This window comes from Rahnella sp. BIGb0603, from assembly GCF_024808755.1.
Lineage (GTDB): Bacteria > Pseudomonadota > Gammaproteobacteria > Enterobacterales > Enterobacteriaceae > Rahnella > Rahnella contaminans.
In genome coordinates, this window is sequence record NZ_JANUEX010000008.1 from 214274 (window position 1) to 237580 (window position 23307).

Genomic DNA, 23307 nt, shown 5'->3' on the forward strand with positions numbered 1-23307 from the left:
AGGAGTTTATAGTGAAAAAGTGGTTATATGCCGCAGGCCTCGGTTTAGTTATGGCTTCTTCAGCTAGCGTTCAGGCTGCTGACAAAATTGCTATCGTTAACGTCGCTAGCATTTTCCAACAGATGCCAGCTCGCGAAGCTGTGGCTAAACAACTGGAAAACGAGTTCAAAAGTCGTGCAACTGATTTGCAATCTCAGGAACGTGATCTGCAAACCAAAATGCAACGTCTGCAACGTGATGGCTCGACCATGAAAGCCAGCGATCGTTCTAAACTCGAAAAAGACGTTATGGCTCAGCGCGAAGCTTTCTCAGCTAAAGCGCAGCAGTTCGAACAAGATAACCGTCGTCGCCAGGGCGAAGAACGTAACAAAATCCTGAGCCGTATTCAGGACGCTGTGAAATCTGTTGCCAGCAAAGAAGGTTATGATGTTGTTATTGATGCAAACGCTATTGCATACGCAAGCAATGACAAAGATATTACTGCTGATGTGCTGAAACAGGTTAAATAAACATGTCTTCAATTCGACTGGCTGATCTCGCACAGCAGTTGGATGCACAATTGCACGGTGATGGCGAAATTGCCATCACCGGCGTTGCTTCAATGCATTCCGCACACTCTGAGCAAATCACGTTTTTATCAAACAGCCGCTACCGTGAACAGTTGGCCTCCTGTCATGCAGGTGCCGTAGTGTTGACGGAAGCGGATCTGCCATTTTGCCCTACAGCGGCATTAGTGGTTAAAAACCCTTACCTGACGTACGCGCGTATGGCGCAGTTGCTGGATACTACGCCAGCACCGGCACAGGATATTGCTGCGAGCGCGGTGATATCAGACAGTGCTTCATTGGGTAAGAATGTCTCGGTTGGCGCAAATGCAGTCATCGAATCGGGCGTTGTGCTGGGTGACAATGTTGTCATCGGCGCAGGCTGCTTTATCGGTAAAGAGGCAAAAATAGGCGCGGGTACACGTTTGTGGGCCAACGTTTCTATTTATCACCGCGTAGAAATTGGTGAGTTGTGCCTGATTCAGTCAGGTACGGTGATCGGTGCTGACGGTTTTGGTTATGCCAACGACCGCGGCAACTGGATCAAAATTCCTCAGCTGGGCACCGTCATCATTGGCGACCGCGTAGAAATTGGTGCGTGCACCACGATTGACCGCGGCGCGCTGGATGACACCATTATCAGCAACGGCGTTATCATTGATAACCAATGCCAGATTGCACACAACGTCGTGATTGGAGACAATACGGCGGTGGCTGGCGGTGTTATTATGGCCGGTAGTCTGAAAATTGGACGCTACTGCCAAATCGGTGGAGCCAGTGTTATCAACGGTCACATGGAGATTTGTGACCAGGCTGTCGTAACAGGAATGGGAATGGTGATGCGACCAATCACTGAACCTGGGGTATACTCCTCCGGTATTCCGTTACAACCGAATAAAGTTTGGCGTAAGACGGCTGCGTTGGTAATGAATATTGATGAGATGAATAAGCGCTTGAAAGCTGTCGAGCGTAAAATCGAAAAAGATTAATTACCATTTACGGTGACGCTTTGTGTTCCCTTTGTTGAGTGAACCTGCGACATACGTTCCTATTTGCGGCCTGCCTGATGACCTTTTTTTGGGGTCTGGCAGGCCGTGTTATTGATGCCATCAGTTTTTTATAGACAGGAAGAGTATTTTGACTACTGACACTCATACTCTGCGTATTGAAGAGATACTGGATTTATTGCCACACCGTTACCCGTTTTTACTGGTTGATCGCGTGCTGGATTTTGAGAAAGGCAAATTTTTGCGCGCTGTGAAAAACGTTTCTTTTAACGAACCGTTCTTCCAGGGCCATTTCCCGGGCAAACCTATCTTCCCAGGCGTATTGATTCTGGAAGCGATGGCTCAGGCCACCGGTATTCTGGCATTTAAAAGCGTGGGTAAACTGGAGCCAGGCGAACTGTATTACTTCGCAGCAATCGATGATGCACGCTTTAAACGTCCGGTCCTTCCGGGTGACCAGATGGTTCTGGAAGTTGAATTCATTAAAGAGCGTCGTGGTGTTGCTCGTTTTAAAGGTGTCGCAAAAGTAGATGGTGAGATTGCTTGCGAGGCATCAATGATGTGCGCCCGTCGCCGGGAGTCTTAATACATGATTGACAAAACCGCCTTTATTCATCCAAGCGCTATTGTTGAAGAAGGTGCCGTTATCGGTGCCGGAGTGCATATCGGTCCTTTCTGCTACGTGGGTTCCCAGGTAGAAATCGGAGAAGGTACTGAGCTTAAATCACACGTAGTTCTTAATGGCGTGACCAAAATTGGTCGCGATAACCGCATTTTCCAGTTCGTCTCCATTGGTGAAATTAACCAGGATCTGAAATATGCCGGTGAACCAACACGCGTTGAGGTCGGCGATCGCAACAATATTCGTGAGAGCGTTACCATTCACCGTGGTACCGTTCAGGGCGGTGGTCTGACAAAAGTGGGTAGCGATAACCTGTTGATGGTTAACGCACATATCGCCCACGATTGTGTCATTGGAAATCGCTGTATTCTGGCGAACAACGCGACACTTGGCGGCCACGTTGAAGTTGATGATTTTGCGATCATCGGCGGCATGACCGCAGTGCATCAGTTCTGCATCATCGGCGCGCATGTGATGGTAGGTGGCTGTTCTGGCGTTGCCCAGGATGTCCCTCCGTTCGTCATTGCGCAGGGTAACCATGCGACACCTTTCGGTATCAATATCGAAGGTCTTAAGCGCCGTGGTTTTGAGAAAGCAGATCTGCACGCAATCCGTAATGCCTACAAGTTACTGTACCGCAGCGGTAAAACGCTGGAAGAAGCACAACCGGAAATCGCTGCAATCGCCGCTGAATTCCCGAAAGCTAAACCTTTCAGTGATTTCTTTAGCCGCTCTACCCGCGGCATTATTCGCTGATCTGCGCTACGGAAAACAATGCAAAAGCCTGTTCTGACAATTGGCCTGGTGGCCGGTGAAACGTCCGGTGACATTCTTGGCGCCGGGCTGATCCGAGCCCTGAAAAAACATCATCCTGATGCCCGTTTTGTAGGTGTTGCAGGTCCGCTGATGCAGGCGGAAGGATGTGAAGCCTGGTACGAAATGGAAGAGCTGGCTGTGATGGGCGTGGTGGAAGTTTTAGAACGGCTGCCACGCCTGTTGAAAATCCGCAAAGACCTCACCCGACGTTTCAGCGAACTTCAGCCAGATGTTTTCGTGGGCATTGATGCTCCCGACTTCAATATCACACTGGAAGGCCGCCTGAAACAGCGCGGCATCCGTACCATCCATTATGTCAGCCCGTCAGTGTGGGCCTGGCGACAAAAGCGTGTATTCAAAATTGGCAAGGCGACAGATTTAGTTCTTGCATTCCTGCCTTTCGAAAAAGCGTTTTACGACAAATTTAACGTTCCCTGCCGCTTCATCGGTCATACGATGGCGGATGCCATGCCTTTGCATCCGGACAAGCAGGCGGCTCGTGCATCGCTTGGGATCCCTGAGGACGTCCATTGCCTGGCATTATTGCCGGGAAGCCGCCATGCCGAAGTCGAAATGCTCAGCGCGGATTTCTTGAAGACAGCGTTACAGCTGCGACAGACTTATCCTGATTTGCACATCGTGGTGCCGCTGGTTAACGCCAGGCGTCGCGAGCAATTCGAGCGTATCAAGGCTGAGATTGCGCCTGACCTGCCTGCGCATTTGCTCGATGGCAAAGGGCGTGAAGCGATGATTGCGAGCGATGCTGCACTTCTTGCGTCTGGCACCGCTGCGCTCGAGTGTATGCTGGCGAAATGCCCGATGGTCGTGGGTTATCGCATGAAGCCTTTTACGTTCTGGCTGGCGGAGCGTCTGGTGAAAACCCCTTATGTATCCCTGCCAAACTTGCTGGCAAGACGGGAAATTGTCACCGAATTGCTGCAAACCGAATGCGTACCGGAAAAGCTTTCTGCCGCACTTCTGCCGTTACTGGCGGGTGATGAAAAAAGCGAGGAATTGCGTAAAATTTTCCTGGAATTGCATGAAAGCATTCGCCGTGATGCTGATGAGCAGGCCGCTCAGGCCGTAATGGAGCTGGCAAACCGATGAGTGAATTATTTGTTTATCCGCAGGCCGTGTGTATTGCCGGTGTGGATGAAGTTGGCCGCGGTCCGCTGGTCGGCGCAGTGGTGACGGCTGCGGTGATCCTCGATCCTGCCAACCCGATTATGGGGCTGGCGGATTCAAAGAAGCTCACCGAAAAACGTCGCGAAGCGTTATACATTGAAATCAAAGAAAAGGCGCTGGCCTGGAGTCTCGGGCGAGCAGAGCCGCATGAAATTGATGAACTGAACATCCTGCATGCCACGATGCTTGCCATGCAAAGAGCCGTTGCCGGCCTGGCACTGACGCCGGATATGGTGCTGATTGATGGCAACCGTTGCCCGAAACTGCCAATGGCTTCGCAGGCCGTGGTGAAAGGTGACAGTAAAGTCGCTGAAATCAGCGCGGCATCCATTCTTGCCAAAGTGACCCGCGATCGCGAAATGGTTGAACTGGATTTGCAGTTCCCTGAATATGGTTTTGCGAAACACAAAGGCTATCCGACGCCGGTGCATCTTGAAAGTCTCGCCCGGCTTGGTGCGACAGCACATCACCGCCGCAGTTTTGCGCCGGTAAAACGCGCACTCGGACTGGCCTAGCGCGTCACTTTGTTTCTGCCCCTGACTTTTATTTATAAATTAGCGGGCACATAAACTCTTAATTCACATATTTCTGGACTCTGGATATGGCCGAACCTCGTTTTATTCATCTGCGCGTACATAGCGACTATTCCATGGTGGATGGCCTCGCGAAAGTGGGTCCGCTGGTGAAATGCGCAGCGTCACTCGGCATGCCTGCTCTGGCTATCACCGATTTCACCAACCTGTGCGGGCTGGTGAAATTTTACGGTGCGGCGCACGGCGCAGGCGTTAAGCCGATTATCGGCGCAGACCTGAATGTTCAAAGTGAAATCCTCGGCGATGAACTTGCGCAGCTGACCGTACTGGCAATGAACAATCAGGGTTATCAGAACCTGACACTGCTCATTTCCCGTGCTTATCAGCGCGGCTATGGCGCGGCGGGCCCGATTGTTGACCGCGAGTGGCTGGCTGAGCTGAATGAAGGGCTGATCCTGCTTTCTGGCGCGAAAATGGGCGATGTTGGCAAGTTCATGATCCGCGGAAATGGCCCGCAGGTTGAGCAATGCCTGGAGTTCTATCAGCAATATTTCCCCGATCGTTATTATCTCGAACTGATCCGCACCGGTCGCGCAGAGGAAGAAAACTATCTGCATGCCGCCGTGGCGCTGGCGACGGAGCGCGGTTTGCCCGTTGTGGCCACCAACGACGTGCGTTTCATGGTTCCTACGGACTTTGATGCCCATGAAATCCGCGTAGCAATCCACGATGGCTTTACGCTTGATGACCCGAAACGCCCGCGCAATTACACTTCGCAGCAATACATGCGCAGTGAAGACGAAATGTGCGAGCTGTTTGAAGATATTCCCGAAGCGTTGCAAAACAGTGTTGAAATCGCCAAACGCTGCAACGTAACAATCCGTCTGGGCGAATACTTCCTGCCGCAATTTCCGACCGGCGATATGACCACGGAAGATTTCCTGGTCGAAAAATCGAAAATCGGGCTGGAAGAACGTCTCGAGTTTTTATTCCCGGATCCTGAAGTCCGCGCGCAACGTCGGCCTGAATATGACGAACGTCTGGATATCGAACTTAAAGTTATCAACCAGATGGGCTTCCCGGGCTACTTCCTGATCGTTATGGAGTTCATCCAGTGGTCGAAAGATAACAGCGTGCCGGTCGGGCCGGGACGTGGTTCCGGTGCAGGTTCACTGGTGGCCTATGCGCTGAAAATCACGGATCTGGATCCCCTTGAATTCGATCTTCTGTTCGAACGTTTCCTTAACCCTGAACGTGTTTCCATGCCCGACTTTGACGTCGATTTCTGCATGGAAAAACGCGACAGGGTTATCGATCACGTCGCGGAAATGTACGGTCGTGAAGCCGTTTCGCAGATTATTACTTTCGGTACGATGGCGGCGAAAGCGGTTATCCGTGACGTTGGCCGCGTGCTGGGTCATCCCTATGGTTTCGTCGATCGCATTTCGAAATTAGTTCCGCCGGATCCGGGTATGACGCTGGAAAAAGCGTTTGCTGCTGAACCTCAGTTGCCTGAGATTTATGAGGCGGATGAAGAAGTTAAGTCGCTTATTGACATGGCGCGTCAGCTGGAAGGCGTTACACGAAATGCCGGTAAGCACGCAGGTGGTGTGGTTATCGCGCCGACGAAAATTACCGACTTTGCGCCGCTCTATTGCGACGCCGAAGGTAATCATCCGGTTACACAGTTCGATAAAAACGACGTGGAATATGCCGGGCTGGTGAAGTTCGACTTCCTGGGCCTGCGTACGCTGACGATCATCGACTGGGCGCTGGAAATGATCAACGCGCGCCGCGCAAAAGCGGGTGAAGCACCGCTGGATATCGCTGCGATCCCGCTTGATGACAAGAAAAGTTTCGACATGCTGCAACGCTCGGAAACCACTGCGGTTTTCCAGCTTGAATCCCGTGGCATGAAAGATTTGATCAAACGCCTCAAACCCGACAGCTTCGAAGATATGATCGCACTGGTGGCGCTGTTCCGCCCAGGGCCGTTACAGTCGGGGATGGTAGATAACTTCATCGACCGTAAACACGGTCGTGAAGAGATTTCTTACCCCGATATCCAGTGGCAGCATGAGTCCCTGAAACCGGTACTGGAGCCGACCTACGGCATCATTTTGTACCAGGAACAGGTTATGCAGATTGCGCAGGTTCTGGCGGGTTATTCGCTGGGCGGCGCAGACATGTTACGTCGCGCAATGGGTAAGAAAAACCCGGTCGAAATGGCAAAACAGCGCGGCGGCTTCGAAGATGGCGCTAAATCACGCGGCGTTGACGGCGAACTGGCGATTAAAATCTTTGACCTGGTAGAGAAATTTGCCGGTTACGGCTTTAACAAATCTCACTCAGCCGCCTACGCTTTGGTGTCGTACCAGACGTTATGGCTGAAAGCGCACTATCCGGCCGAATTCATGGCGGCGGTAATGACCGCTGATATGGATAACACCGAGAAAGTTGTCGGGCTGGTGGATGAATGCTGGCGTATGGGCCTGAAAATTCTGCCGCCGGACATCAACAGCGGTCTGTATCACTTCCACGTTAACGACGAAGGTGAGATCGTTTACGGTATCGGCGCGATAAAAGGCGTGGGTGAAGGCCCGATTGAAGCGATTATTGAAGCGCGTAATGAAGGCGGCTATTTCAAAGAGTTGTTTGATTTGTGCGCGCGGGCCGACGTCAAAAAGCTGAACAAACGCATTCTTGAAAAACTGATTATGTCCGGCGCTTTTGACCGGCTTGGGCCGCATCGAGCCGCTCTGATGAGTTCTCTCAGTGACGCGCTGAAAGCGGCAGATCAGCACGCGAAAGCGGAGGCCATTGGTCAGGTAGACATGTTTGGTGTTCTGGCCGAAGCGCCTGAACAGGTTGAAAAATCTTACTCAAACGTGATGCCGTGGCCGGAACAAACGGTGCTCGATGGCGAACGGGAAACGCTCGGCTTGTATCTGACCGGGCATCCGATCACGCAGTATCTGAAAGAAATCGAACGTTATGGCGGCGGACAGCGTTTGAAAGATATGCACCCGACGGATCGGGGTAAAATGACCGTCGCAGTGGGGCTGGTTCTCGCTGCACGCGTTATGGTCACCAAACGCGGTAACCGCATTGGGATCTGTACGCTTGACGATCGTTCCGGTCGTCTCGAAGTGATGTTGTTCACCGAAGCGTTGGAAAAATTCCAGCATTTATTGGAAAAAGACCGTATCCTTATCGCCACAGGACAGGTCAGCTTTGATGACTTCAGTGGCGGGCTTAAAATGATGGCCCGCGATGTAATGGACATCAGTGAAGCACGGGAAAAATATGCTCGCGGTCTTGCTATCTCGCTGACTGACAGGCAAATTGATGACCAGCTTTTGAACCGTCTCCGCCAATCGTTGGAACCTCACCGATCGGGGACGATACCAGTGCATCTGTATTACCAACGAGAAAATGCAAGAGCCCGGCTGCGATTCGGGGCGTCATGGCGTGTTACGCCAACGGACAAACTGTTGCTGGATTTGCGAGGCCTGGTCGGTAGTGAGCAGGTGGAACTGGAATTTGACTAAAATAGGAATGCTATGAGTCTGAATTTTCTTGATTTTGAACAGCCGATTGCGGAACTGGAAGCGAAAATTGACTCGCTGACTGCAGTCAGCCGTCAAGACGAAAAATTAGATATTAATCTGGACGAAGAAGTTGCACGCTTGCGCGAGAAAAGCGTTGAACTGACCCGTAAGATTTTCTCTGATCTGGGCGCCTGGCAGATTGCCCAACTGGCGCGCCATCCTCGTCGCCCTTATACCCTGGATTACATCAAACATATCTTCACCGATTTTGATGAACTGGCGGGTGACCGTGCATTCGCGGACGATAAAGCTATCGTTGGCGGTATTGCTCGTCTGGGTGAACGTGCTGTGATGATCATTGGTCATCAGAAAGGCCGTGAAACCAAAGAGAAAATTCGTCGTAACTTCGGTATGCCTGCACCTGAAGGGTATCGCAAAGCGTTACGCCTGATGGAAATGGCCGAACGTTTCAAACTGCCAATCATCACCTTCATCGACACCCCGGGTGCATACCCTGGTGTGGGTGCGGAAGAACGTGGCCAGTCTGAAGCGATCGCCCGCAACCTGCGCGAAATGTCGCGTCTGAACGTCCCGGTTATCTGCACCGTTATTGGTGAAGGGGGTTCCGGTGGTGCTCTGGCAATCGGCGTGGGTGACAAAGTTAACATGCTGCAATACAGCACCTACTCGGTCATTTCACCGGAAGGCTGTGCGTCTATCTTGTGGAAGAGCGCAGATAAAGCGCCTCTGGCTGCGGAAGCAATGGGTATTATTGCTCCGCGCTTGAAAGAGCTGAAACTGATCGACTCCGTGATCCCGGAACCTCTGGGTGGCGCGCATCGTAACGTTGAGGCAATGGCCGCTTCTCTGCGTGCACAACTGGAAGCTGACCTGAGCGATCTGGATGTTCTGAGCACTGAAGAACTGCGCAACCGTCGTTATCAGCGTCTGATGACTTACGGTTACTGCTGATATCAGCAATGTATTGCGAAAGGCTATGCTCCGGCATAGCCTTTTTTATTGACCGTTTTTCCTTCTCAGATTTTCCTGCATTCTTAAATTCCCTCTTTTTGGTCGAAACCCGGTGGTAAAGGGTACACAGCGTCCGTTAACCGTGTTTCTATAAATACCTGAGAGATATACAACAGAAGGATTTGTCAGATGAATATTATCGCTATCATGCGCCCGGAAGGGGCCTACTATAAAGATGAGCCAATCCGTGAACTGGATAGCGCGCTGACGCTTCTTGGATTCCAGATTATTTATCCACGCGATCGTGCTGACTTACTGAAACTCATCGAAAATAATGCCCGTATCTGCGGGGCGATTTTCGACTGGGACCAGCACAGTGAAGAGCTGTGTACGGAAATCAATGAACTGAATGAATACCTGCCGCTTTACGCGTTCATCAATACGCACTCCACGCTGGACGTTGATGTCAATGAGATGCGTATGGTCTTGTATTTCTTCGAGTATGCTCTGGCTGCTGCCGATGATATTGCCAAGCGTATTCGCCAGTACACCGATGAATATATCGACACCATCACACCGCCGCTGACCAAAGCGTTATTTACCTATGTGGAAGAAGGGAAATATACCTTCTGTACGCCCGGACATATGGCCGGTACGGCCTTTCTGAAAAGCCCGGTCGGAACGCTTTTTTATGACTTCTTCGGGGCTAAGACCCTGAAAGCGGATGTGTCGATTTCGGTAACGGAACTCGGTTCCCTGCTCGACCATACCGGCCCGCATTTAGAGGCGGAGGAATACATCGCGCGAACGTTTGGGGCGGAGCAAAGTTATATCGTTACCAATGGCACATCCACGGCAAACAAAATTGTCGGGATGTACGCCGCGCCTGCGGGCAGCACCGTGCTGATTGACCGAAACTGCCACAAATCTCTGGCGCATCTGATGATGATGACCAACATCGTGCCGGTGTATTTGCGTCCGAACCGCAATGCCTACGGTATTCTGGGCGGGATCCCGCAACGGGAATTCACACGTGAAAGCATTGAAGAGAAGATCGCGCAGACCGAAAATGCCACCTGGCCCGTGCATGCGGTGATCACCAATTCCACCTACGACGGGCTGCTTTACAACACGGATTACATCAAAAATACGCTGGATGTACCGTCGATTCACTTTGATTCCGCGTGGGTGCCGTACACCAATTTCCATCCGATTTATGATGGCAAAAGTGGAATGAGTGGCGAGCGGGTTCCCGGCAAAGTGATTTATGAAACGCAGTCGACGCATAAATTGCTGGCGGCTTTCTCACAGGCTTCCATGATTCACATTAAAGGCGACTATAACGAAAGCACCTTTAATGAAGCCTACATGATGCACACCACCACATCGCCGAACTACGGCATTGTGGCGTCGGCAGAAACTGCGGCGGCTATGTTGCGCGGAAACCCCGGACGGCGGCTCATCAACCGTTCTGTGGAACGTGCGCTGCATTTCCGTAATGAGATACAACGGCTGCGTGAGGAAACTGACGGCTGGTTCTTCGATATCTGGCAACCTGAGCATATTGATGAAGCAGAGTGCTGGCCGCTGAATCCGGATCAAAACTGGCATGGTTTTGCTGATGCCGATACCAATCATATGTATCTGGATCCGATCAAAGTGACGATCCTGACGCCCGGCATGAATGAAATGGGCAAACTCGAAGAAGAGGGGATCCCGGCGGCACTGGTGGCGAAATTCCTTGATGAGCGCGGCGTGGTAGTGGAAAAAACGGGTCCGTACAATCTGCTTTTCCTGTTCAGCATTGGTATTGATAAAACCAAATCCATGAGCCTGATGCGCGGGCTGACGGACTTCAAACGCAGCTATGATCTTAATCTTCGGGTCAAAAATATGCTTCCGGACCTTTATGCAGAAGATCCGGATTTCTACCGTAATATGCGCATTCAGGATCTGGCTCAGGGGATCCACAAACTGATTGTCCGCCATGATCTTCCACGTCTGATGATCGAGGCTTTTGATGTGTTGCCGGAAATGAAAATGACGCCATATGAAATGTTCCAGCATCAGGTGCGCGGGCATATCGATGAGTGCGACATTGACGAACTGATTGGCAAAGTCTCTGCCAATATGATTCTGCCGTATCCACCGGGCGTACCCGTGGTGATGCCCGGTGAAATGATTACGCAAGAGAGCCGGGCCGTTCTCGATTTTCTGATCATGCTGTGTTCTATCGGTGAGCGTTATCCGGGATTTGAAACGGATATTCATGGAACCCGTCTCACAGAAGACGGGCGCTATCTGGTAAAAGTTTTAAAACTCCCGGAAGCGGGTTAACAAACCGCCCTCTTCGTGAGGGCTTTTTATTGACGTCTGCAAACACCCTGAGTAACGTGCACAGCAGGAATTAACAGGAAATCATCATGCTTAATCTTCGCCAGGTTCATCACATCGCGGTCATTGGTTCTGATTATCAGGCCAGTAAACATTTCTATTGCGATATTCTTGGGTTTATCTTACTTGGCGAGTTTTACCGCGAAGAACGTGATTCATGGAAAGCCGATCTGGCACTGAACGGCCAGTATACGATTGAGTTGTTCAGCTTCCCAAATCCACCTGCCCGTCCAAGCCGGCCTGAATCCTGCGGTTTGCGCCATCTGGCGTTCAGCGTTGAAGATATCGGGCAGTCCGTCAGTGCGCTGGAAGCCGCCGGTGTCTTTTGCGAACCGGTGAGAACAGATCCTTATACCGGCAAACAGTTTACTTTTTTCACCGATCCCGACGGCCTGCCGTTAGAGCTTTACGAATCCCGGTAATCTCATGAATCGTCATCCGTCAGCACTGTTTCTGACTGAACATCTGCGCAGCAAAATTGGGTCTGCGCGAAAACTTTGCGTGGCATTTAGCGGCGGTCTGGATTCAACCGTTTTGCTGGCTGGTCTTGCGCAGTTGCGGGACAACCACATCCCGGACTTACGGCTGCGGGCATTACATGTGCATCACGGATTAAGCCCGTTTGCGGATGGCTGGGCGATACATTGCCATGATTTTTGTCAGCTGAGGAATATCGGGCTGTCGGTCATCAAGGTTCAGGTAAATGCCCGTGATGGCGGGATTGAAGCGGCAGCAAGAGCTGCGCGCTATCAGGCATTTTCAACACAGCTGGAAGAAGGCGAAGTCTTACTGACAGCGCAACATCTTAACGATCAGTGTGAAACGTTTTTGCTGGCGCTCAAACGCGGTAGTGGCCCTGCGGGTTTGTCGGCGATGAGCGCGGACAGTATGGGGCTGGGTTATCGGCTGATGCGGCCGTTGCTCGATCTCAGCCGGGATCAGCTTGAGGAATACGCAGATCAACATCAGCTGACGTGGATCGAGGATGACAGCAATTGTGATGCCCGTTTCGATCGTAATTTTTTGCGACTCGATATTCTTCCTTCGCTCTATGCGCGCTGGCCGCATTTCGCGCAATCCACCGCCCGCAGCGCTTCGTTATGTGCGGAACAGGAATCCCTGCTTGATGAACTGCTCAGTGAGTCCCTGACGGCGTTAACAGATGAACGGGGAAGTTTATCTGTTGAGGGCATGGGGAGTTTCTCGGCGGCAAGACGTTCCGCGCTGCTGCGCCGCTGGCTGGCTGGCCGTGAAGCAAAAATGCCTTCCCGCGAACAGCTCCAGAGAATTTGGGATGAAGTGGCGTTAAGCCGTGAAGATGCACAGGCGCAGCTTCAGCTTGGGAGTTTTGTTGTGCGACGTTATCGCCAGCGTCTGTATCTGTTACCCCAATATTCATCCCTCAAGGATCAGGTCATCAGCTGGGATCCTGCTGACAAACTTCTGTTGCCTGACGCTCTGGGTGTTTTATCAGTTTCTGCAATTCGTGATGCGGATGATGAAAGCTGTGTCATCCGTCAGCCGCGCGCGGGAGAAACGATCACCGTTCGCTTTCATGCTTCCGGGATGATTGAAAAGGTTGGGCGCGATCGTGCCCGTCAGGCGAAAAAGTTGTGGTCTGAGTTAGGCGTGCCGCCCTGGCAACGGGATCGCATTCCGCTGGTTTATTACAATGAACAGCTTATTGCTGCACCTGGCTGCTTTATCACCCGTCAGGCACTGGCTGAAAATAACGAAGGGCAATGGCGGCTGTTATGGTCCGGTTGCTCAATAAAATAGTAAGCGGTTAATTTTGGGAGTTGTAATGCTGAGAATTTTGTTGCGGGCAATGGCAGGGTTATTGCCGCTGATATTGCTGAGTTCACCGGTTCTGGCTCAGGGAAACAGTGCAGATGGTCAGTCTAAATCGGCAAGTTGTGCGGCATGCCACGGCGCAAAGGGAAAAGCGGTTAATGCTATTTACCCTAATCTGGCCGGGCAAAATGAAGATTATCTTGCACTGGCGTTGCGTGCTTATCAGAAAGGAGAACGCAGCGGCGGGCAGGCGGGTGTCATGCAGGCTTTTACGTCATCACTGTCTGAGCAGGATGTTAGTGATCTGGCAGCTTACTATGCCAGTCTGACGCCGCTTAAATAGGAAATGGGGTGGTTGCAGAAATGCAAACGGGCAACCCTGAGATTGCCCGTTAGTCATAGTCACGGAGGTTTTCGCTTATTCTGCGCTCACGACCACCGTGCCAATTTCCGGATGGCTAAAGCTTTCTATATGATCAAGCCGCAGATCGCGTTGTTCTCCGCTGGCCTCGACCACCAGATACTCCACTTTCTTACGCATTAACAAATCTTTGGCTTTTGCCTCAACGACTTCTCCGCTACGCAGCTTCAGCGTCAAAACCAGGTGATGCTGGCAGGCGAGCTCGAGATTATCGTAGTCATCACAATTGATGGGTTGGTACTCATCATTCATCGACATAATCGCTCACCAATAAGTTAGCGGCGGCGTAGGCCGCCTGGTCCCTAACGGAAGACGGAAGCTCAGCATTCGCTGCCACTTCGTCCAATGCTTTCAATACACAACCCAACGCATCGGGCACATATCCGAGATCGCCGCTGGCGATTTCAGAATATTTACGGCGTACCAACTCACAGTATTGTTGCATAAGTTCTCCCTAAAAAGCGTATCCCTCTGAGGAAAGCGCAGAAAGATAAACTCTCAGTATTTAACGACTATAGCACAGGAGAGTGTGAGTTATTAGCAGGCCTGTAAAGGTAAATCGTTTGCGTACAGCCTTTATTCAGAAGGTCCATCGGGGGAAAACTGGTTTAGGCAGGACGCTTTCAAGTACACTGTGCGTCTGATATCAAGAGGTTTCCCATGGCGCTAAAAGCAACAATTTATAAAGCAGCAATCAATATTGCTGATATGGATCGTAATTTCTTTCATGACGCCAACCTGACTTTGGCCCAGCATCCCTCAGAAACAGAACAACGAATGATGCTGCGTTTGCTGGCATGGATTTATCATGCAGATGAACGCCTGACTTTTACCCGTGGATTAAGTGCGGAAGACGAACCTGAAATCTGGCGTAAAAACGATCATAACGGCATTGAATTATGGGTTGAATTAGGGTTGCCGGATGAGAAGCGTCTGAAAAAAGCCTGTAACCAATCGCGCGAAGTCGTGCTTTACGCTTATGGTGAGAGAGCGGCAAAAGTCTGGTGGTCACAAATTGAAGGGAAGGTCAGAGGTTTTAACAACCTTCGCATTCGATATTTAGAAGATGAGCTTCTGAATCAGCTGACCGCTTTTGGCAGCAGGACCATGGATTTACAGGCAACTTTACAGGACGGAACTATTTGGCTTTCCGATGCTCAGAGTAATTTGGAAATTCATTTTTCTGAATGGAAAGAGTTTGCCGGAAATGACGGAAGGTAATCAGCGTGCTAATCCTTTCCGGAAAACTGGAAATCCCTGACAGCGAAATCGAATTAACGGCGATCCGCGCGCAGGGAAATGGTGGTCAGAACGTCAATAAAACATCAACGGCGATCCATTTACGCTTTGATATTAAAGCGTCAAGTTTGCCAGAATATTACAAAGAGCGGTTACTGGCATTCAATCACCATTCTATTACTGCTGACGGTTGGGTAATCATTAAAGCCCAGGAATACCGGAGTCAGGAGCAGAACCGAGAAGCCGCTGTAGCCCGGCTGAGTACATTGATTTCGCAGGCGATGGTGGTAGAAAAACCTCGCCGGGCGACGAAGCCGACCAAAGGGTCTAAAATTCGTCGCGTAGAAAGTAAAGTGCGCAAAGGTGCCACAAAAGCATTACGAGGCAAAATTCGTCAGCCTTAAATCGTGTTGCAGGACAATCTTTATCGCAGCACAAGGAAAAAGCAGTAGGGGAGAAACTGTGAAAAAAATCATTATCACGGCAGTGCTGGCGCTCGGGGCGCTGTCACTGTTCGGCTGCCACACCGCTGCCTTCAATCATGAAAAACCGCTTCAGGCGATGCAGCAAAGTTACAGCGGTGTTTTGCCTTGCGCAGATTGCAGCGGCTTAAAAACCTCATTGTTCCTGCAACAGGACGGGACTTACATCTTGCAGGAAGTGTATCAGGGCAGCAAAGAGGGCGATCAGAGCTTCGCCAGCTACGGCCGTTGGGCGCGTACGGCAGATAAACTGGTGCTGACTGACAGCCATGGCGAGAAGCGCTATTTCCATCCAAAAGATGAAAATCTGGAAATGCTTGATCACAGCGGTGAGCCGATCGTTTCTTCATTCAACTACACGCTGAAACCTGTGCAGCAGAGCCTGCCTAAAACGCCAATGGCACTGACCGGCATGATGCAATACAGCGCCGATGCGGCCTCTTTTAAAGATTGCGCAACGGGTAATATTTTCCCGATGTCTGCCAATAAAACGCTGGAAGCTGGCTACCTTGCTGCGCGTAAAGCGCCGAACCAGCTGGTCTTCATCTCGATGGACGGCCACTTTATGACAGAACCTTCAATGGAAGAGGGGCAAATGCAACGGGCGGTTGTTGCGGATAAGAATATCAGCTTTGATGCCAATAAAGTTTGCCCTTAGCCTTTAAGCTTTTATCGGATTGTACAAACAAAAATGCCCGCGCAATGCGGGCATTTTAATGGGCGAACGTCTGTCGCTAAAATATTAACGCGGGATCTGGCTCAGCAGATATTCAACAATATCGCCTTGCTTAATCATTTGTTTTTCACCGCTGCGACGGTTTTTGTATTCCAGCTCTTCAGCGTCCAGATTACGATCACCAATCACAACGTGGTGTGGAACACCGATCAGTTCCATGTCTGCAAACATGACGCCCGGACGCTCTTTACGATCGTCGAGGATCACATCGATACCGTGTGAACGCAGTTCTTTGTACAACGCTTCCGCCGCATCTTTCACGCGGAAAGATTTGTGCATGTTCATTGGCAGAATCGCAACCTGGAACGGGGCAATGGCGTCCGGCCAGATAATTCCACGGTCATCGTGGTTCTGTTCGATAGCCGCAGCGACCACGCGGGTCACTCCGATGCCGTAACAGCCCATGGTCATGACCTGATTACGGCCATCTTCGCCCTGAACTGTTGCATTCATCGCTTCTGAGTATTTAGTACCCAGCTGGAAGATGTGGCCAACTTCGATACCGCGCTTGATAACCAGAGTACCCTGACCGTCCGGGCTTGGATCGCCGGCAACCACGTTACGGATGTCTGCCACTTCTGGCAGCGCAACATCGCGATCCCAGTTAATACCAAAGTAATGTTTACCGTCGATATTTGCGCCAGCGCTGAAATCGCTCATAGCGGCAACGGTGCGGTCAGCAACAACTGGCATTGGCAGATTAACCGGGCCGAGTGACCCCGGGCCTGCTGCAACGATTTCGCGGATTTCAGCTTCTGTTGCGAAAGTCAGCGGAGCAGCAATTTGTGGCAGTTTTTCGGCTTTGATCTCGTTCAGTTCATGGTCACCACGAACCAGCAGGGCAACCAGTTTATGGCCGCTTTCCGGGGTAGCGTGAACCATCAGGGTCTTCACGGTTTTCTCAACCGGCACCTGGAACTGTTCAGTCAGTTCAGCGATGGTTTTAGCATCTGGTGTTTCAACAACACGCATTTCTTCAGATGCTGCAGCGCGTGGCATCGTTGGCGCTAATGCTTCAGCGAACTCAATGTTAGCCGCGAAATCAGAAGAATCAGAGAACACGACATCATCTTCGCCGCTCTGTGCCAGAACCTGGAATTCATGTGATGCGCTGCCGCCGATAGAACCGGTATCTGCCAGTACAGCACGGAAATCCAGACCCATGCGGTTGAAAATTTGGCTGTAAGCCGCATACATCGCATCGTAAGTTTCCTGAAGGGATTCCTGCGTTGTGTGGAACGAGTAGGCATCTTTCATCAGGAATTCACGTGAACGCATCACGCCAAAGCGCGGACGAACTTCATCGCGGAATTTGGTCTGGATCTGGAAGAAGTTCAGCGGCAATTGTTTGTAGGAACTGACTTCATTACGGATCAAATCCGTAATGACTTCTTCGTGGGTTGGACCCAGTACGAACGGACGCTCGCCACGGTCAACGAAACGCAGCAGTTCCGGGCCGTATTGTTCCCAACGTCCGCTCTCCTGCCATAAATCAGCGGGCTGAACTACTGGCATAGACACTTCAATGGCGTTCGCGTTGTTCATTTCTTCGCGTACGATGTTTTCAACTTTTTTGAGAACACGTAAGCCGGTTGGCAGCCAGGTGTACAGGCCGGAGGCCAGTTTACGGATCATACCAGCGCGAAGCATCAGCTGGTGGCTGATGACTTCTGCGTCGGCTGGCGTCTCTTTCAGTGTAGAGAGCAGATATTGAGTAGTACGCATGATGTGTTGGTTCCGTTAGCACTGCAAATTGCAATCGGGCTGCCAGTGGCAGCCAAAACGTGAAAAGTGGCTTAGTTTACCAGCGAGTTGGTGTTGCCAAAAGAGACGCAAAGGAAATTTAGTCTTCGTCGAGGGACATTACCTGATTCAGAGAACCTACAACCCGCCAGCGGACATTAAATTCCAGCAGGCGAACGGCGTAATCCCGTTCAGTAGATTCACCTTTGCGGTAAGCAGGACGCGGATCCTGCCCTAATACCTGTGTAATAAAGCGGCGCAGATGCGGATATTTTCCTGCATGTTTTGCCAGTTGAGATTCTGCCTGAGGGAGAAATTCCACGGGCATATCGGCTTGCGGCGCATGTTGGGCAAAACCCGCACGGGCTTCAGGATGGCTTTCTGCAAACGGCAGATAAGGTTTGATATCAACAACAGGGGTGCCATCGACGAGGTCGAGACTGCCGAGTTGCAGAATCACACTCTGCCCCTGACAGTGAATGCCTTTTAGTTCAACCAGCGACATACCCAGCGGATTGGGGCGAAAAGTTGAACGTGTGGCAAACACGCCAGTACGAATATTGCCGCCAAGGCGCGGCGGACGCACCGTCGGGCGCCACCCCCCGTCCATCGTCTGATGAAAGATGAACATCACCCATAAATGACTGAAATCTTCCAGCCCGCGTACGGCCTCGGGCTGGTTATAAGGAGCATGAAGATGTAATTCGCCGCCTCCATCCTGAACTAACCCCGGCTGGCGCGGAACAGCAAATTTCTCTTTGTAGGGAGAATGAATGGTCCCTATTTGCTCAAAAGAAAATGAGGTCATTTAAAGGTGACATTCAGAGCCGAACCCTGACAAATTGCCTGCTGGAAACAGCCAGGGACGCCGCCGACGATCTCGCACTGATGCAATAGCACCGCATTTGCTTTCATATAAGAGGCGCGGGTCAGCATTCTTTTACGCGCAGCCGCAAGGCTTGGTGGCGTATCGTTTTGATCGCTCTGGCAAGACTCGCCAGAAACTTCACCCAGGTCGCGGAAAGGTGTTCCGACCAGAGCTTCAGCATCTTTATACAGTTTGACGGGGGCAGGGCGAACCGGAGCCGGTTTTGGTTTGACAGGTTTTGGCTCTTCTTTAACAACAGGTGCAGTGGTTGTTGGCTGTGTGTGTTGAGTCAGGGAACAACCCGCCAGCAAAAGTGCCGACAAACAGAGAGGTAAAGCACGCATGGTATGTCCTCTGCTTTTTTAATATGTTTACAGGAAAGAATGTGGCGTTATTGAACCAAGGTATTGAGGAAATAACAAGGCGGGCATAAGCCCGCCTTGAATTTATTTGTGAAAGGAATATTTGCGAGAGTAATTATCAGGATAAATACTGAGTTCCTGACATTCGCGAATTACCAGCCTTTCACCGCGCCGCCGTTGAAGATCTTGTTCGCTGCGGCGTTAACTTCGTCAGACTGGTAAGCCTGAACGAATTTCTTCACGTTTTCAGCATCTTTATTGTCTTCACGCGCAACGATCAGGTTAACGTACGGAGATTCTTTATCTTCAACGAAGATGCCGTCTTTCTCTGGCGTCAGGTTAATCTGGCTGGCGTAAGTGGTGTTGATTACAGCCAGTGCAATTTTTGCATCATCCAGTGAACGTGGCAGTTGTGGTGCTTCCAGCTCAACCAGTTTCAGGTTTTTAGGGTTCTCAGTGACATCCAGAACAGTCGGCAGCAAGCCAACACCGTCTTTCAGTTTGATTAAACCTTGTTTTTGCAGCAGCAGTAATGAACGGCCCAGGTTAGTCGGGTCGTTTGGCAGTGCAACCTGATCGCCATCTTTCAGCTCATCGATAGATTTAATTTTTTTAGAATAACCGGCGATTGGGTAGACGAAAGTATTGCCGACCGGAACCAGTTTATAACCACGATCTTTAATCTGCTGATCCAGGTAAGGTTTATGCTGGAAGGCGTTAACATCGATATCGCCTTTGCTCAGCGCTTCGTTTGGCAGCACGTAGTCGTTGAAAGTCACCAGCTCTACGTCAAGACCGTATTTTTCTTTAGCGACTTTCTGTGCAACTTCAGCAACCTGCTGTTCAGAACCGACAATCACACCCACTTTAATATGGTTAGGATCCTGTTCTTTCGGCCCGCAACCAACTAAAGCCAGCGTTCCCAGAAGCGCGCCGACAACTGCAATGGATTTAAATTTATTAGACATGTCCTTTCCTCAATAAGCGGATAAAAATTATTCGCAGGGTTAGCTATTACAGCTGTTGTTTCATTATTTATGCGTGACTGCTTTTACGATGCGGTCGCCGCAAAACTGAATTAAATACACCAAAACGACTAACAGGACTAATACCGTATTCATTACAGTTGCGTCATAACCAATGTAACCGTACTGATAACCGATTTGCCCTAATCCACCGGCACCGACAGCACCGCCCATAGCAGAATAACCCACCAGAGTGATCAGCGTGATAGTGGCTGCGTTGACCAGACCCGGCAAAGCTTCCGGCAACAAGATTTTACGGATGATTTGCATTGGCGTGGCGCCCATGGCGCGTGAGGCTTCAACCAGACCGCTTGGGATTTCCAGCAACGCATTCTCAACCATACGCGCGATAAATGGCGCCGCGCCAACGGTCAGGGGGACAATTGCCGCCTGTAAACCGATTGAAGTCCCGACGATCAGACGTGTGAACGGAATCATCCAGACGAGCAGAATAATAAAAGGTATAGAACGGAAAATGTTAACCAGCGCAGACATCACGCGATAGACGTTTTTGTTCTCTGCAATCTGCCCCGGACGGGTGACGTAAAGCAGCACGCCAAAAGGCAGACCCAGAACGAAACCGAAGAAGCCAGAGGTCAGTGTCATGATGACAGTTTCCCAAATCCCCCGACCCATTAACCACATCATTGGCTCAGACATAACCGAGTACCTCTACTTTTACCTGATTTTCATGCAGGAACTGAATGGCTGCCTGAGTGTTTTCTTCTGCACCGTGCATTTCTGTCAGCATAATCCCGAACTTCACGCCGCCGGCATAATCCATCTGAGCACTGATAATATTATTGTTTACGTCGAAACGGCGCACGGCCTCTGAAAGCAAAGGCGCATCAACGGACTGGCCGGTGAATTCCAGACGTAACAAAGGTACCCGACCGGCTTCAGGTTCAGGAACCAGACGTACGGCGTAATCTTCCGGGACATCCAGGTGCAGCGTTGACTGAATAAACTGCTGCGCCAGCGGGGTTTTAGGGTGTGAGAACATCTCACTCACTTTATCCTGCTCGATTAATTTGCCATCGCTGATCACCGCAACCTGATCGCAAATGCGCTTAACGACATCCATCTCGTGCGTGATCAACAAAATAGTTAATCCAAGGCGACGGTTGATATCTTTCAGCAATTCAAGAATTGCGCGGGTGGTCGCCGGGTCAAGAGCACTGGTCGCTTCATCGCACAACAAGACTTTAGGATTGCTGGCCAGAGCGCGCGCAATCGCCACACGCTGTTTTTGACCGCCGGAAAGATTGGCCGGATAAGCATCATGTTTATCTTCCAGGCCCACAAGGCTCAGCAACTCGGAAACACGTTTTTTGATTTCAGCAGAAGAAAGGTTATCCAGCTCCAGCGGCAGTGCCACATTGCCAAAGACAGTACGTGACGACAGCAAATTAAAGTGCTGAAAAATCATACCAATCTGGCGGCGTGCGCGGGTCAGCGCTTTCTCGGAGAAGGACATCAAATCCTGACCATCAACCAGTACCTGGCCTTTGGTCGGACGTTCCAGCAAATTGACGCAGCGGATTAATGTACTTTTCCCCGCGCCAGATGAGCCGATTACGCCATAAATTTGCCCGGCAGGGACGTGAAGACTCACGTCAGAGAGCGCGACGATCTGGCGCGAACCCTGCTGGAAAACCTTGGTGATGTTTGAAAGTTTAATCATATTTTTTTTTATTCTGTCTTTTTGCCGTGACGTGGTGAAATTAACTCTGCGGGAGCACTTCCCCGAAGCATGTCGTGGATGCTAAGGCGTCTAGACGTCTAAGTCAACCAGGTTAGCGTTCTCACGAGCAGTGAAAACATGCGATACTGATGCTGTTAACCCGCCATCAGGAGCAAATTCGTGGCACAACCAGTTTCAGCAATCTTTCTTGACCGTGATGGGACTTTGAATGTCGATCACGGCTATGTACATGAAATCGATGATTTCCAGTTTATCGATGGTGTTATTGATGCCTGCCTTAAACTCAAAGAGATGGGCTTCTTATTGGTATTAGTTACCAATCAGTCCGGTATCGCGCGCGGTAAGTTTACCGAAGATCAGTTTATGACGCTGACGGAGTGGATGGACTGGTCGCTTGCCGACAGAGGCGTCGATCTCGACGGCATCTATTTCTGCCCGCATCATCCCGAAGGTACCGTTAAAGAGTTTACTCAGGTTTGCGATTGCCGTAAGCCTCTGCCAGGTATGTTTATGACAGCCAAAGAGGAACTCAATATTGATATGGCTTCATCTTATATGGTGGGCGATAAACTCGAAGACATGCAGGCAGCTGCGGCGGCGGGTGTCGGCCATAAGATTTTAGTACGCACCGGCAAGCCGGTTACCGAACAGGGTGAAAGTGCAGCCGACGCCGTACTGGAAAGCTTTGCTGCATTGCCTTCCTTTATAGCAAAAGCGCAAAAATAACTGTCTTTGGATAAAAAAACGGCAAACGAAATAAAACTGTATTTATTCGCTTGCCATTAAAATCGAACTCCCTATAATGCCGCTCCATCGACAGGGAACAACGTGAACAACATCACGAAGTGACCGGGTCGGAAAGGTTAAAAACAGCGGCAACCGGATGAAATAAACGGTTGACACTGAATGAGGAAAGCGTAATATACGCCACCTCGAGTTAGCAAGCGAAAGCGCGTAACTCACTGCTCTTTAACAATTTATCAGACAATCTGTGTGGGCACTCACAAGACGATATCAGCCACTTCGGTGGCAAAAAATATCAAGTCTTAGAGTGACCAAGCAGTAATTCATTTAGTTGAATTATTACGAAAGTAAACTTTGAGCACCGCTTAACGTGTTTAAGCAAATCGAACTTTTAATTGAAGAGTTTGATCATGGCTCAGATTGAACGCTGGCGGCAGGCCTAACACATGCAAGTCGAGCGGCAGCGGGAAGTAGCTTGCTACTTTGCCGGCGAGCGGCGGACGGGTGAGTAATGTCTGGGAAACTGCCTGATGGAGGGGGATAACTACTGGAAACGGTAGCTA

Annotated in this window: 24 protein-coding genes and 1 rRNA gene; 17 read left to right on the forward strand and 8 right to left on the reverse strand. The window is 50.7% G+C overall.

Going from position 1 to position 23307, the window contains the following annotated elements:
• The first annotated feature begins 11 nt into the window (after positions 1-11).
• The 12 genes from skp to M2403_RS20435 all read left to right on the forward strand — a co-directional run bounded on the left by skp (position 12) and on the right by M2403_RS20435 (position 13762).
• Positions 12-509 (forward strand): molecular chaperone Skp, encoded by a 498-nt coding sequence (gene skp, locus M2403_RS20380; protein ID WP_056781728.1) that lies wholly within the window; start codon positions 12-14, stop codon positions 507-509.
• 2 nt (positions 510-511) lie between these two features.
• The gene (lpxD, locus tag M2403_RS20385; protein ID WP_152326529.1) at positions 512-1534 is read left to right on the forward strand and encodes a UDP-3-O-(3-hydroxymyristoyl)glucosamine N-acyltransferase; all 1023 of its coding nucleotides are present in this window, start codon (positions 512-514) and stop codon (positions 1532-1534) included.
• Positions 1535-1682: 148 nt separating this feature from the next.
• Positions 1683-2138, forward strand: coding sequence for a 3-hydroxyacyl-ACP dehydratase FabZ (gene fabZ, locus M2403_RS20390; RefSeq protein WP_095923207.1), 456 nt, complete (start codon positions 1683-1685; stop codon positions 2136-2138).
• A 3-nt stretch (positions 2139-2141) separates the two neighbouring features.
• Positions 2142-2930: an acyl-ACP--UDP-N-acetylglucosamine O-acyltransferase gene (gene lpxA, locus M2403_RS20395; RefSeq protein WP_165061772.1), complete on the forward strand. Its 789-nt coding sequence runs from the start codon at positions 2142-2144 to the stop codon at positions 2928-2930.
• Positions 2931-2948: 18 nt separating this feature from the next.
• Positions 2949-4097 (forward strand): lipid-A-disaccharide synthase, encoded by a 1149-nt coding sequence (gene lpxB / locus M2403_RS20400; RefSeq protein WP_217153457.1) that lies wholly within the window; start codon positions 2949-2951, stop codon positions 4095-4097.
• Positions 4094-4690, forward strand: coding sequence for a ribonuclease HII (gene rnhB / locus M2403_RS20405; protein ID WP_208951105.1), 597 nt, complete (start codon positions 4094-4096; stop codon positions 4688-4690). Before lpxB ends, rnhB begins: the two co-directional genes overlap by 4 nt.
• 86 nt (positions 4691-4776) lie before the next feature.
• Positions 4777-8259 carry a DNA polymerase III subunit alpha gene (dnaE, locus tag M2403_RS20410; RefSeq protein ID WP_152326533.1) on the forward strand — a complete coding sequence of 1161 codons (3483 nt, stop codon included), beginning with the start codon at positions 4777-4779 and terminating at the stop codon, positions 8257-8259.
• A gap of 12 nt (positions 8260-8271) precedes the next feature.
• Positions 8272-9231: an acetyl-CoA carboxylase carboxyl transferase subunit alpha gene (gene accA / locus M2403_RS20415; protein WP_013574209.1), complete on the forward strand. Its 960-nt coding sequence runs from the start codon at positions 8272-8274 to the stop codon at positions 9229-9231.
• Between the two features lie 189 nt (positions 9232-9420).
• Positions 9421-11568 (forward strand): lysine decarboxylase LdcC, encoded by a 2148-nt coding sequence (locus M2403_RS20420; RefSeq protein ID WP_165061781.1) that lies wholly within the window; start codon positions 9421-9423, stop codon positions 11566-11568.
• Positions 11569-11654: 86 nt separating this feature from the next.
• Positions 11655-12047: a VOC family protein gene (locus M2403_RS20425; RefSeq protein WP_259230714.1), complete on the forward strand. Its 393-nt coding sequence runs from the start codon at positions 11655-11657 to the stop codon at positions 12045-12047.
• Positions 12048-12051: 4 nt separating this feature from the next.
• Positions 12052-13404 carry a tRNA lysidine(34) synthetase TilS gene (gene tilS / locus M2403_RS20430; protein WP_259230715.1) on the forward strand — a complete coding sequence of 451 codons (1353 nt, stop codon included), beginning with the start codon at positions 12052-12054 and terminating at the stop codon, positions 13402-13404.
• Between the two features lie 25 nt (positions 13405-13429).
• A complete protein-coding gene (locus M2403_RS20435) occupies positions 13430-13762 on the forward strand; it encodes a cytochrome c (protein WP_152326537.1) in 333 nt (110 codons plus the stop codon).
• Positions 13763-13837: 75 nt separating this feature from the next.
• Here the strand turns inward: M2403_RS20435 and rof are convergent, their stop codons facing one another.
• Together rof and M2403_RS20445 are read right to left on the reverse strand one after the other, a co-directional pair.
• A complete protein-coding gene (rof, locus tag M2403_RS20440; protein ID WP_101079200.1) occupies positions 13838-14098 on the reverse strand; it encodes a Rho-binding antiterminator in 261 nt (86 codons plus the stop codon).
• Positions 14085-14285: a YaeP family protein gene (locus tag M2403_RS20445; RefSeq protein WP_015696108.1), complete on the reverse strand. Its 201-nt coding sequence runs from the start codon at positions 14283-14285 to the stop codon at positions 14085-14087. The genes rof and M2403_RS20445 overlap by 14 nt, the downstream gene beginning before the upstream one ends.
• A 215-nt stretch (positions 14286-14500) precedes the next feature.
• Here M2403_RS20445 and M2403_RS20450 point away from each other — a divergent pair, with 215 nt between their 5' ends.
• From M2403_RS20450 to nlpE, 3 genes are read left to right on the forward strand one after another with little or no spacing between them, the layout of a single operon-like run.
• On the forward strand, positions 14501-15061 hold the full coding sequence (locus M2403_RS20450; RefSeq protein WP_152326538.1) for a YaeQ family protein: 561 nt from the start codon (positions 14501-14503) through the stop codon (positions 15059-15061).
• Positions 15062-15066: 5 nt separating this feature from the next.
• Positions 15067-15483 carry an alternative ribosome rescue aminoacyl-tRNA hydrolase ArfB gene (gene arfB, locus M2403_RS20455; RefSeq protein ID WP_165061789.1) on the forward strand — a complete coding sequence of 139 codons (417 nt, stop codon included), beginning with the start codon at positions 15067-15069 and terminating at the stop codon, positions 15481-15483.
• 58 nt (positions 15484-15541) lie between these two features.
• On the forward strand, positions 15542-16219 hold the full coding sequence (gene nlpE, locus M2403_RS20460) for an envelope stress response activation lipoprotein NlpE (RefSeq protein ID WP_152326540.1): 678 nt from the start codon (positions 15542-15544) through the stop codon (positions 16217-16219).
• Positions 16220-16303: 84 nt separating this feature from the next.
• On the opposite strand, the gene proS is transcribed toward nlpE, so the two are convergent.
• From proS to metN, 6 genes are all read right to left on the reverse strand, one after another.
• Complete coding sequence (gene proS, locus M2403_RS20465) at positions 16304-18022, reverse strand: proline--tRNA ligase (RefSeq protein ID WP_259230718.1); 1719 nt, start codon at positions 18020-18022, stop codon at positions 16304-16306.
• Between the two features lie 118 nt (positions 18023-18140).
• A complete protein-coding gene (tsaA, locus tag M2403_RS20470; protein ID WP_152326542.1) occupies positions 18141-18848 on the reverse strand; it encodes a tRNA (N6-threonylcarbamoyladenosine(37)-N6)-methyltransferase TrmO in 708 nt (235 codons plus the stop codon).
• A complete protein-coding gene (gene rcsF, locus M2403_RS20475; RefSeq protein ID WP_152326543.1) occupies positions 18845-19252 on the reverse strand; it encodes an Rcs stress response system protein RcsF in 408 nt (135 codons plus the stop codon). The genes tsaA and rcsF overlap by 4 nt, the downstream gene beginning before the upstream one ends.
• Before the next feature lie 170 nt (positions 19253-19422).
• A complete protein-coding gene (locus M2403_RS20480) occupies positions 19423-20238 on the reverse strand; it encodes a MetQ/NlpA family lipoprotein (RefSeq protein ID WP_104924646.1) in 816 nt (271 codons plus the stop codon).
• A 63-nt stretch (positions 20239-20301) separates the two neighbouring features.
• Entirely contained in the window at positions 20302-20955 is a 654-nt protein-coding gene (locus M2403_RS20485; protein WP_104924647.1) for a methionine ABC transporter permease MetI, read from the reverse strand.
• The gene (gene metN / locus M2403_RS20490; protein ID WP_217153451.1) at positions 20948-21979 is read right to left on the reverse strand and encodes a methionine ABC transporter ATP-binding protein MetN; all 1032 of its coding nucleotides are present in this window, start codon (positions 21977-21979) and stop codon (positions 20948-20950) included. Before metN ends, M2403_RS20485 begins: the two co-directional genes overlap by 8 nt.
• A 180-nt stretch (positions 21980-22159) precedes the next feature.
• Here metN and gmhB point away from each other — a divergent pair, with 180 nt between their 5' ends.
• On the forward strand, positions 22160-22726 hold the full coding sequence (gene gmhB / locus M2403_RS20495; RefSeq protein ID WP_152326545.1) for a D-glycero-beta-D-manno-heptose 1,7-bisphosphate 7-phosphatase: 567 nt from the start codon (positions 22160-22162) through the stop codon (positions 22724-22726).
• A 410-nt stretch (positions 22727-23136) separates the two neighbouring features.
• Positions 23137-23307, forward strand: a 16S ribosomal RNA gene (locus M2403_RS20500); the annotation flags it as partial.